Raw genomic sequence first — 10,950 nt, 5'->3', positions numbered from 1 at the left:
CAGCGTGCCGGTCTCGCTGGTGATGTTGGCGGCGCGCATCGCCGCGTCGAGATTGTTGTGAATGATCGAGAAGGCGCCGGCATATGCGTCGTAGATGCGGATCTGCTCACGCGTGAGCTGGTGCTCGACCAGCTCGTACTCGACACCTTCGTAGGAGAGCGAGCGGGCCGCATAGAGGCCAAGCGCCTTGAGATCTCGTGCCAGCACTTCCATCGCCGCGACGCCGCCATCTTCGATCGCTTCGACGAACTCGGCGCGCGTGGCGAACGGGAAATCCTCGCCGCCCCACAGACCGAGGCGCTGGGCGTAAGCGAGATTGTGGATAGTCGTGGCGCCGGTCGCTGAGACGTAGACGACGCGGGCGTTCGGCAGGGCGTGCTGGAGTCTGAGGCCGGCGCGTCCCTGCTGCGACGGTGCCTGCTCGCCGCGCTCGCCCTTACCGCCGACGGCGTTCTGCATGGCGTGCGACTCGTCGAAAATGATCACTCCGTCGAAACCGGAGCCCAACCATTCGACGATCTGCCGGACGCGCGAAAGCTTCTCACCGCGCTCGTCGGTCCGTAGCGTGGCATAGGTTGCAAATAGGATGCCTTGGCCAAGCCGGATCGGCGTGCCCTGGCGAAAGCGCGAGAGCGGCGTCACGAGGAGCCGCTCCATGCCGAGCGCCGACCAGTCGCGCTGCGCGTCCTCAATCAGCTTGTCGGACTTGCTGATCCAGACGGCGCGCGCCGGCCCTTCAGCCAATTGTCGAGGAGGATGCCGGCGACTTGGCGGCCCTTGCCGGCGCCAGTGCCGTCGCCGAGGAACCAGCCCCGGCGAAAGCGGACCGCGTTCTCCGCTTCGTCGCGCACGGCGGTGACGAGGTCGAAAGTCTCATCGACCGTCCACGACCCGGCGAGGAAATCGGCATGGGCCTCGCCGGCGTAGATGACGCTTTCGATCTGCGCGTCGGACAGCAGGCCATCGGTGACGAGTTTCGCCGGGAGATGCGGCCGATACGAGGGTTTTGGCGGCGCGACCGAGGCCATCGCCGCGGACTGCACCAGCTTCGTCGGATGCGCCTGAGAGCCGGGAATGCGGATCGACTGAAGGACGTATTCCTCATAAAGCGCATCCGTGAGATGGCTGCCCTCGGGTGGCGTCCAGTCCACGGTCTCGTAGGCAAGCTCGACACCTTCGGGCTCGGCGATGGCCGCCGCCGCTGGCTGCGCGGCGGCGCGCGCGAGATAGCCGCGAACGGTGCGCGGCGTTGCAGAACTCCCGACCGACACCGCGCGGAGCGTCGTGGTGATCGGGCGTCGTGGCGGGACATGCTCCGCGATCCAGGCGAGCAGCGTCGCCACATCGGGCGCGCTCCCTGCGGACTGTGGAAACCGCGCCGGGTCAGGCGCCGGCACGCGATCGATTACGGTGAGGCGGGTCTCGGTCGTCGTGCCATGCTTGGCATAGACAGCGCCATCGATCGCCGCTGTGAATACGACGCGGCCGTGCTCCTGTAGGCGGACAAAGGCATCGCGCCACGCCGGCGTCTCGGGGCCGAAATTGGCGCCGGTGATTGCCACGAGCCGCCCGCCGTCGACGAGACGCGCCAGCGCCGAGGCGACATGGCGATGGGCGGCGTCGGCCATGCGGCGGTCGACATTCGCCACTGCGGAGAATGGCGGGTTCATCAGCACAACGGTGGGCGCCATTGCAGCGTCGAGATGATCGTCGATCTGCGCTGCATCGAAGCGACTGACGGTGACGCCCGGAAAGAGGTGGTCGAGGAGTACGGCGCGCGTGTCGGCCAGCTCGTTCAGCACGAGCGTGCCGCCGGCGATCTCGGCCAGGATGGCGAGAAGCCCGGTGCCGGCTGAAGGCTCCAGAACGCAATCGGCCGACGTAATGGCGGCTGCGGTGCAGGCCGCCAGACTGAGGGTGACCGGCGTCGAGAATTGTTGGAGCGCCTGGCTCTCCTCCGAACGGCGCGTGTGGGTGGGCAGAAGGCCGGCGATCTTCGTCAGCGCGGCAAGTCGTGAAGCCGAGAGTCGGCTTTGCGGAAAAGCGCCTTGCCGTATTTGTGCAAGAACAGGACGGTCGCGGCTTCGCAAGCGTCATACGCCGCCTTCCAGTCCCATGCGCCGGCGGCATCGGAAGCGCCGAAGGCTGTCTCCATTGCGAACCGCAGGATACCGGCGTCGATGCGCCGTCCGCGTTCGAGATCGAGAAGGAGGAGTCGCGCGGCCTGGAGGATGCCGGCAGATGCGGATGTGGGCGATGGCGCAACCGCACAGGCGGGAAACAGTCGTCATGAAGGGAACCTCGGGAGAGCGGGTGCGGGCCGAGCCGACGGGCGCTCTCTCTCGATCCCGATCGGCTCAAATCCCTCCCGGCCGGCCTCTCGCTCTCTCGTTGACGCTGGCGATCCTTCAAAACGAAAGCGCCCGACGCGATGGCCGGGCGCTGAGGACGATAATCAGAAATGTCAGCGGGACGGCCGATGCCGCCCCGCTCATGGTCATTATTCAGCGGCGATCACGGCAGGCTCGTCCGCGTCTTCTTCACCGGCGCCTTCCTCGTCGTCGGAGAGGAAGACGGGCAGAGCCTCGTCACTCTCCGCGACATTACCGTCGATTGCCTCCGCGGCGTCGGCATCCGATGTGCGCAGCGGCTCGGGGAGCCAGCCGGTGCCCTCCAGCAGGCGCTCGGCCTCCTTCGCCATGTCCGCCTTCTTCAGGTGGTCGATGAGCTGCGTGGACTGTTCGCCCTTTGCCTCGCGCACCGCCTCGAGGATGCGGGGCTTGGTGACACGGCCGAGATAGTTGTCGACGGTCGGCCGCCGGCTTCGACCATGTCGAGCCCGACCGCGCGCGCGAGACGATCGGCCCGGACGAGACGGCGCTGGACGCCGTGAACCGAGACGCCTGGGCCGCCGTAGCGGTCGCCCTTCTCATAGAGGGCATTGACCCCGAAGGAGACGCAGTGCGCGAGCAGCGTGGCGCGGCTGGAGTCGTCCAGAGCGGCGAGCCAGTCCCAGAGAGTGGCCTCGTCCTTCGGCAGGTCTGCCTTCCACGCCTCGTTCCGTTCCGCGACCGCTTTCGCGGGCGCGCTGTCCTTCAAGTCAGGCGGCTGGATTGAGAAGAACACGTGCCGCACCGAGGCTTCGAGACAACTGCCTGCCGCGCTGTGTTGGAAAGTGTCGAGGCAGAATTTGTGCAGCGCCGCTGTCATCGCGACATGAGGGTTGTTCGCCACCGCATCCCGCAGCGCCAGCGTGCGATAGGCGGTGAGTTCGTTCACCAGCCGGTCCGGGAGTGGCTTGACGATATCCTCCTCATCGTCCTCGGCCTCGGGCTGGCCGCCGATCGTGATGACGGCACGCTGGATGGTAGGCGCCGAAGGCTCGCCGCCATCGCTCGCATTGCCGTCGATGCCGGCTTCACTGTCCGTGTTCGTCCTGACGGGCGTCTCATCCTCCGGACGGACGTAGCCGCAATCGACCGAGAAGGCTGCCATCCGAGTCGATGCTGACGAAGACACCGGCGCGCACGATTTCGGTGGGATCGTAGCTGACCGGCCGATTCTCGAAGGCAGCGAGCGCCGTCTCGATTTCGCCGAGTCGAGCATCGACTTCGTCGGGAAGCTCGTCGGCGTTCTCGTAGTCCGCCTCGATCTTGGCGTACTCGATCTTCAACGCCTCGATCGTCGTCTGTTCCTCGGCCGAGAGATCCGTCGGCGTCCCTTCGAGCTCGCGCAACTGATGCGTATGGCCGAACGGGAAATCGACATTCACCTCGATCCACCTCCATCCTTCGGCGGCGATCTTCTCCGCTTCAGCCTTCAGCTTCTCGGCGACCAGCGCATCGAGCCGCCCGACATTCTCCAGCATCCGCCGTCGTCCTGCTGAAAGAGATCGCGCAGGACGATGCCGCCAGCCTGCTCATAGGCATCGAGGCCGACGAATAGGGCGCGCCTGTCCGACGCGCGCACGGTGCGCTCGGTCAACATGCGGCGGGTCTGATAGGGCTCTTGGCTGTACGAGCGCTGCAGTGATTCCCAGACCTGCTCCTGACGGGCGTGATCGTTCGTCACCGTGAACGCCATGAGCTGTTCAAGCGACAGGCCGTCTTCGGCGTAGATGTCGAGCAGCTTCTCGGACACCGTCGCGAGACGCAGCCGCTGCTCCACGACGTTCACGCCGACGAAGAAGGCGGCAGCGATTTCGGATTGACCCTTCTGGCGCAATGCTTGGAACGCGCGGAACTGGTCAAGGGGATGGAGCGGCGCGCGGTGAACGTTCTCGGCCAACGAGTCTTCTTCGGCGGAGATGTCGACGCTGGCGTCGCGCACGACGCAGGGCACCGGCGCGGTCTTGGCGAGGCGCTTCTGTTTGACGAGAAGCTGGAGCGCGATAGCGCCGGCCACCGGCCGGAACCTCGAACATGCCGCTCTCGACACCTTCAGCGTCGAGCACCGGCCGGACATTGAGGCTTTGCAGGAGCGTGCGCCGAGCGATGTCCTCGGCCAGCTCCTCGATCGAAACGCCGGTCTTCACGCGCCGGATCTCTCGGGTTCCTTCGGCTCCAAGAAGTACGCGTTCGAAGAGCTGGTCGCCGAGATGAACGCCGCATTTTGTTGCGCCTCGCTCGGCATCCTGCCGACCGTACGCCATGCCGATTACATCGGCTCTTGGCTGGAGGTGCTGCGCGCGGACAACCGCGCCATCGTCCGCGCGGCGTCGCAGGCGAGCAAGGCCGCCGACTTCCTTCTCGGCTTTCTTCCTGGGGATGAGGCCCGGTTCTGGTGGCGGTGCGGCGACCACGAGATTCTCCGGCAGGCCTTCGCATTGTGCCAGGTTGAAGACGGTGAAGCGCTTGAGGAACGGGATCGCTTGTGCTTCCTCGCCAGTCTCTTGGGCGCATTTCTTCTCGTCATCGGGAATGAAGCGATCGGCATAGACGACGGTGGTGCCGTGTTGGCTCTTGCGGACGTTGCCGCCGAGACCGAGGGCCTGGCGAAACGTCAGCCAGCCCTGGACCGGGAAGCCGTGCTCGATGACCGATCCCCAGAGGATAAGCACGCTGATCCCGGAATAGAACCGGCCCGTGCTGGCGTTCTTCGGCATCGCGAGCGGCGTTTTCGCCGCGGCCGTGCCCCAAGGTTGGACCCAGGGCACACGGCCGGCTTCCAGTTCGGCAAGGATCTTGGCGGTGATTTCATCGTAGAGGCTCGTCCGGTTGGCACCGGACCGAGCGCGAGCGGCATCTCTAGGCATCGCGGATCTCCGCGACGGGCGCCGGGAGCCCTCTCCCAGACCTCAGCCCGTCACGGAAAACCCGTCCGCACTCTCACTCTCGGGGCGTTGCGGAGTGTCCCCGCAGAAGGGGTCGGCCAAGACGACGGGCTCGGCCGCAGGGGGAGGCTTTCCCCCAAATTAGCGTTTCCGTCAGGGTAGCGCTTCGGCTCTTGGGAATTCGGGGGCCTATCCGGGTTCGATAAATTGTACCGAAAAGGGTAATTCGTGGCCCGCTACGATACATTTTTCGTGACGGAAGCCATGCTCGTGGGACCTCCTTCCCACTAGGGGTTCGTTGACAAATTTGCTCTATAAAGGCAAATTTATTACCCTATCATGCAGAATCGCCACTGACACGCGGCCTCGCCAGCACAAGACGGCCAGCTTTCTATCGGCGCACCCGGTCTTCACACGGGCTGAGCGGCCTTTGGTCATCCGGTGAGCGCGGCCAATGTCACCAGCCTGCCCCGGCATCACCTGCGGGCCGGCAACCTCAAGCGCGTCAGCCGCGAGGTATTAGCCGCCGTACCGGCGCATCTGGCGGCGGATCGGATGGTGATCGACCGCTTCGCCGCGGCGAGCAAACTACGCAGCGATGGCGTTCTCGGATTTCACTCCGCGCTCGAGCTGCACGGCATAGCCTATTCCGAGTTCAACGAGGTCCAGCTCATCAGCGCCGGACGGACCGAACTCGTGGACCTGCCGTTCAGCGCCTGCCGCTTCGTCACCCCGCCGAAGGCGTTGCTGGCAGCAGGCAAGGCTGACTACCTGACCACGACCATGGATCGGCAGGGTGTGGCGGTGCGTGTGACGGCAGTCCAACGCACGGTCGTCTACGTCCGCACCGGCCGGAACTCGCCGGCGGCGTCAAGGAAGTCCTGAAGTCGCTGGAACTGGTGCGCTATCTCGACCCGGCAAAGGTCGCAGACTATATCGAACTGCTCGACAATCGCTCAATAGCCTCCGTTTCCGGCTGGTGGCTGGAAAAGCGGCGCGCAGCGTTCGGTGTCACCGAGGAGGTGCTGGCACGCCTGCGAGCTCGGCTCCCACGAGCTGGGTGCTGAACCTGGCCGTGCGTTCTCGTCGAACCGTGGCGCGTGCTTCTCCCACCGCAGGCCGTCGATTCTGCCTTTGAAGACGTCTGATGGTCGCTTCGCGAGAAACCCTTCAAGACCTTGCAGCGGAGCGGCAACTCCAGCCGGCGACGCTGGAGCGCGTGATCCGGCTGATCGACATTCTCGACGCCTTCGGCGCCGACACGCTGATCGGGCCGCGCATCGCCTTGAAAGGCGGCACGGCGCTCAATGTTTTCCAAATCCGCCGGAACCGAGCACGGTATCCGGACCCTTACCTTGCCGGCGAGCTCCAGCTCGATCGTCGGCTCACCCGCCGCCACTTGCGCCGCAGGTATCTCGGGCGGCGCGATCAGCACCTGCGCAAAACCATCCGCGACGGCGCGGAATTCCTTTCGCCAACGATAGAGCTGGCCAGCGCCGATATCGGCGCGGCGCGCCACATCGCTGACCACCACACCCGGCACCAAACTCTCGGAGACGATCGCCCGCTAGTGTTCCTCGGACCAGCGCCGCCGCCGTTCCAGGCCCGTTATCACTTTCTACTCGCGCCATCGCACCGTCTCTTGCACTGGTGCAAGCCCTGTCCTTTGCATCGGTGCTTCCAGACGGCCCTCAACCACCACCTTATCGCAAGGCGGCTGTCACCGGAAGGGTACGCCGCGGTTGGGGCCGGGCTCTGTTGAGGGGCTGCCCAGCAGTAGCGACAATCCCGCGCAGTGGCGCGTCGGCAACGCTCCCTCGCTGTTCGACGACCCGCCCGCCCCGCCGCCCTCGACGCCGGCGCTGCCGCCGCCGCGCCGGAACCTGCCACCCTGACCCTTTTCGGCGCTCTCTAAATTGGCTTTGCCATCTCCTCCCGCCGCATGCGCCCAGGCCGGCAACGTGGCCGCTCATGCCACCACGCCACGATCTTCCACATTCCGAACGCCGGGCGTGGCGAGGCTTTCGTTGATCCTGTCGGCGATGAGGCCGAACTTCACCTGCGTCAGGCTCAGATCTCTAAAGTAGTTGACCAGATCGCCCCAGGGGTCGTTCAAACGTCCGACCGCCGAAATGAATGCGACGACCCCGCCCACTTCCAGTTGGTCGGTGTGCACCATCCAGCCTCCGATCAGCAGGGCTGCCACAACCTGCAGATGACTGCAGAAATTCATAAAGAAGTTCATCGAAAATTTGAGCTTAAAGATTCCCATATTGAGGTGCAATACGCGATCGATGCGCTTTGCATCCGCGCTTCCTTCCTGCCCTACGGCGCTGCCGCTCTCGACAGTACTTATCCCGAGTTGCCGCAGCAGCCAAACCCGCGCATTGGCGCGGCGGTTGATCGCGCCCTGCATCACCGGCACGAATATCAGCTGCGGCAAGAACAGTCCGAGCGCCGCCATCGCCATCCAGCGGTCGAGGTGTACGATGTAGGCGAGGACAGATGCCAAGACGCCGGCCTGGAGCAGCGGCTCGGAGAGGCTTCCGCCGACAAAACCGCCGATCGGCTCGACCTCCGCAACAATCATTGCCGCGCCGATGCCCTGTACGTCGGCTCCGAACGCGGCCGCCCGCGCCAACTTCGAATATCCGATCACGTGGCGGCGCAGATCTCGCGTCGCATTTTCGCCGACCCAGCCGCGATAGACGTTGAGGCCGAGCTTGGTTGCGCCTTGGACGAAGACGGCGCCGGCGTAGGCCGCGCACAACGCAATCACGATATGAAATGGCCGTTCTTTGACTAGGTTGTTGACCACGCGGCGTTGAAGCTCGAGCGGGACGATCTCGAGCAGAAAAGCGATGACCGTCAATCCGACCAGCGCAATCTGGTGCTGCCAGCTGACCGCCCAGATGTAGCGAAAGAGAGTGGTCGGCAGGTTGTACGGCGACAAGGTCATCGCCGAATGCCTGCGGGGGAGGCCTTAACCGCCTGCGCCAAGCCGCCGAAGGCCACCGGTTTGTCTCCCAGCTCCAGCCGCCCGATCGGTCCGCACGCTCCGTGGTGCCGTCGCCCGGGATCGATCCATCGTCAACCAGTCAGGCCTCGCCGATCGCTTCCAGAGCGGCGCGGTCGAGCAGATCGATCCGGTGCGGGTTCGGAACCGCAATAATGCCGTCGCGCCTGAACATCGACAGGGTGCGGCACACGGTCTCGACAGTCAGCCCAAGGTAATCAGCGATATCGACGCGCGACATCGGCAGGTCGATCGTCTTTGTCCGTGTCCGCCGCTCGAACACCTCGAGAAGAAAGGTCGCAACCCGCTCGTGCGCAGTCATCCGCGCGAGCAGCAAGGTGCGGCTATGCGCGCTGGCCAGATCGCGCAGCGTCACGTCGCGCAAGAATCGCGCCACCACCGGATCGTGTTCCATAACCTGCTCGGTCGCGCCCCGCGGAAAGCGCATAACGATGGCGTCATCGACTGCCTCGGCTGCGTACAGACGTTCGCCGGTGCTATCGAGGCCAAAGCAGTCCCCGGAAAAGCAAAACTCGGAGATATGGCGCCGGCCGTCCGCGAGCAGCTTGCAGATCCGAACCGACCCAGAAATCACCTTGAACCACCAGCTCGGCTTGTCGCCCTCGGCGTAAATTTCGTCGTTGCGCGCGAAGCTCACTCGCCTGCCGATCCGCTCCAGCGCGATCAGCGCATCGAACTGACCGGACTGGGCAACGGTATTGTAGCCGGCTACCGGCCCTGCCAATCCGCTCTGATAGGCGGAATTGCCAAGCTGCCTATACATGTTCCCCTCCAGTCTTATCGCCGGAGAGAGCATTGCCCCTGTTCTTTCCCGGGCGAAATTAGGAACGCTCCTTAGGGAAATTACGTACGCAAAACTACTTACCTATGTTTACGGACCGTAGGCCTAAGGTTCGTCGCTGCCGGCGAAAACGGGGCCGCCAGAAGCCCGTTAGCCCCGCTACACGGCCAGCCATCGGGCGTGCTCAGCGCAGCGTCTCGACGCAGCCGATAAGATCATCGACCTCGGCGCGCGTCAGCGTCAGGTTCGGCATCGCGCCATGTGGGTGCGACAGGAGCGCCCCGCAATTGATTGGCTGTCGTGCCGCTATGCGCAACCATCTCGAAGCTGGGCGGCCGCCGTGGAACGGGGCCGGCCGGTTTGCCGCCGATCAGATGGCAACTGACGCACCAACGCCGTGCGACTTGCGGTCCATCGTCGGCATCTGGCCCAGGCGGGAAGAGCAGTGAAGCAGACGGCTGCCGACAGAGCACGCAGCGGGTAACACGGTTTCTTCCGCATGATGCGGGCTGCCCGCGTTCAGCTCGCTGGGCGCGGTTCGAGTGAGACGGCGAGCTGCCGAACGGCTTGGTTGAGCTCGTTGCGATGCTGGTCATCGAGTGGCTCACGCGCAGCCAGAGACCGCGCCAGCTCGCCGAGGGTGTCGGCGAGAAGGCCATAATGCAGGTGAACCACCGCCTCGCGGCGATCCTCGCCGGGCCGAACCAGCCTGATCGCGACGCTGTCGGCATCGGCGTAGGCATCGAATTGCGAGTGGCGGCTGAAATTACCGATATAGGCCTTGTCCGGAAAATCAACCGAGACTTCGGCCTTGTCGATGATCGGATGCAATGACATTTCCCGCGCTCCCTTACACCAGGTAAGCCGGCACCGGCCGCATGTGATCTTCAACCCGCCGTACCCCGCGGATGCTTTCAGCGGCGACGATGAGCGCCCGCTTTTCCTTATCGGAATAGTAGGACGACCATAAGTGGACAACGCCGTCCTTGACCGTGATGTTGGCGGGCGAGACTTCGGCCCATTTTTGCCCCTTTAGCTCGGCCAACAGCCGCGCGCGGATCGCGCGATCGTCGGCCTCGGCGGCGGTTGGCCCTTTATCCACCGTCATCCCCAGCGCTCGCACCAGGTTCGCTCGGCTGACGATCCCGACCAGCTGGTCGCCGCGCAGCACCGGCACGCGCTTGATGCGGTTGGTTTCCAGCAGAATCGCGATATCGGCGACCGGCGTCTCCTCGGTTACCGACAGCACGTCTCGGGTCATTACGTCTTTTACATTGCTGCTGTGCGACTTGACATAATCGGCGGCCAGCTCGTTTGTCGACGCAACGATTTCCAGCCACCACGGGCGGCGCCGCTCGGTGCCGGTCTCGGCGCGATGCAACAAATCGCCTTCGCTGACCATGCCGATGACGCGACGGACGCGGTCGAGGACCGGCACCGCGCTGATGCCGTGATCCGCCATCAATCTTGCGGCCTCCTGCACCGACGCATCCTCGCCCACCGTGATCACCTCGCTCGTCATCACATCCGCCGCCCGCATCGCCGAGCCCTCCGCGTCGATTGCAAGCGCGAGCAGACCACCGACGATTGGCGATCGCATTGCGCCAGATCAATCCGGTTCCGAAAAGCATGTTGCCAGCGGCCGCATCGCCATCAGCGGCAGCCTCGAGGCGGCGCCGCGCATGCGATCGTAGACGCGGTTCTGACGGTGGCCGGAGATGACATCGGCGGTGCTTGGCCTCTCGTCGACGGTCATGGGCCAGCGCCAGCACCAGGATCGTGGTCGAGGGACCGGCGACGTAAAGCGAAAGGCCGACCGCGACGATGATGACAAAGCCGTTTGCCGTATCTTGGACATCG

The 10,950-nt window shown here is 64.7% G+C and carries 10 protein-coding genes and 4 pseudogenes; 2 read left to right on the top strand and 12 right to left on the bottom strand.

All coding sequences use genetic code 11. The features are described from left to right. The 6 genes and pseudogenes from VH499_RS19555 to VH499_RS19535 form a co-directional block, all read right to left on the bottom strand. Positions 1–1,028, bottom strand: a pseudogene (locus VH499_RS19555) (strawberry notch family protein); the annotation flags it as partial. Between the two features lie 263 nt (positions 1,029–1,291). Continuing rightward, positions 1,292–2,227 (bottom strand): annotated as a pseudogene (locus tag VH499_RS26190) (methylase); the annotation flags it as partial. A 273-nt stretch (positions 2,228–2,500) separates the two neighbouring features. Continuing rightward, a complete protein-coding gene (locus tag VH499_RS19550) occupies positions 2,501–2,701 on the bottom strand; it encodes a hypothetical protein (RefSeq protein WP_332054426.1) in 201 nt (66 codons plus the stop codon). An 11-nt stretch (positions 2,702–2,712) separates the two neighbouring features. Then, positions 2,713–3,495 (bottom strand): hypothetical protein, encoded by a 783-nt coding sequence (locus VH499_RS19545; protein WP_332054425.1) that lies wholly within the window; start codon positions 3,493–3,495, stop codon positions 2,713–2,715. After that, entirely contained in the window at positions 3,449–3,868 is a 420-nt protein-coding gene (locus tag VH499_RS19540) for a hypothetical protein (RefSeq protein ID WP_332054424.1), read from the bottom strand. Before VH499_RS19540 ends, VH499_RS19545 begins: the two co-directional genes overlap by 47 nt. Then, positions 3,820–4,329 (bottom strand): hypothetical protein, encoded by a 510-nt coding sequence (locus VH499_RS19535; RefSeq protein ID WP_332054423.1) that lies wholly within the window; start codon positions 4,327–4,329, stop codon positions 3,820–3,822. Before VH499_RS19535 ends, VH499_RS19540 begins: the two co-directional genes overlap by 49 nt. Between VH499_RS19535 and VH499_RS19530 the strand changes: the two are divergent. After that, positions 4,307–4,663: pseudogene (locus tag VH499_RS19530) on the top strand (zincin-like metallopeptidase domain-containing protein); the annotation flags it as partial. The gene VH499_RS19535 and the pseudogene VH499_RS19530 overlap by 23 nt on opposite strands. A gap of 87 nt (positions 4,664–4,750) precedes the next feature. Here the strand turns inward: VH499_RS19530 and VH499_RS19525 are convergent. Continuing rightward, positions 4,751–5,254: pseudogene (locus VH499_RS19525) on the bottom strand (ArdC-like ssDNA-binding domain-containing protein); the annotation flags it as partial. Positions 5,255–5,713: 459 nt separating this feature from the next. Here VH499_RS19525 and VH499_RS19520 point away from each other — a divergent pair. After that, on the top strand, positions 5,714–6,157 hold the full coding sequence (locus VH499_RS19520) for a hypothetical protein (protein ID WP_332054422.1): 444 nt from the start codon (positions 5,714–5,716) through the stop codon (positions 6,155–6,157). A 46-nt stretch (positions 6,158–6,203) separates the two neighbouring features. Here VH499_RS19520 and VH499_RS19515 read toward each other — a convergent pair whose 3' ends face one another. From VH499_RS19515 to VH499_RS19495, 5 genes are all read right to left on the bottom strand, one after another. Further along, complete coding sequence (locus VH499_RS19515) at positions 6,204–6,791, bottom strand: hypothetical protein (protein WP_332054427.1); 588 nt, start codon at positions 6,789–6,791, stop codon at positions 6,204–6,206. Positions 6,792–7,241: 450 nt separating this feature from the next. Then, entirely contained in the window at positions 7,242–8,231 is a 990-nt protein-coding gene (locus VH499_RS19510; protein ID WP_332054421.1) for an ABC transporter ATP-binding protein, read from the bottom strand. Between the two features lie 139 nt (positions 8,232–8,370). Further along, the gene (locus tag VH499_RS19505) at positions 8,371–9,105 is read right to left on the bottom strand and encodes a helix-turn-helix domain-containing protein (RefSeq protein WP_332054420.1); all 735 of its coding nucleotides are present in this window, start codon (positions 9,103–9,105) and stop codon (positions 8,371–8,373) included. Positions 9,106–9,609: 504 nt separating this feature from the next. After that, entirely contained in the window at positions 9,610–9,927 is a 318-nt protein-coding gene (locus tag VH499_RS19500; protein WP_332054419.1) for a hypothetical protein, read from the bottom strand. A gap of 13 nt (positions 9,928–9,940) precedes the next feature. After that, a complete protein-coding gene (locus VH499_RS19495) occupies positions 9,941–10,690 on the bottom strand; it encodes a CBS domain-containing protein (protein WP_332054418.1) in 750 nt (249 codons plus the stop codon). Positions 10,691–10,950 lie beyond the last annotated feature (260 nt).

Source organism: Reyranella sp. (assembly GCF_036558665.1).
Taxonomy (GTDB): domain Bacteria; phylum Pseudomonadota; class Alphaproteobacteria; order Reyranellales; family Reyranellaceae; genus Reyranella.
This window is presented reverse-complemented; position numbering and strand designations above follow the sequence as displayed.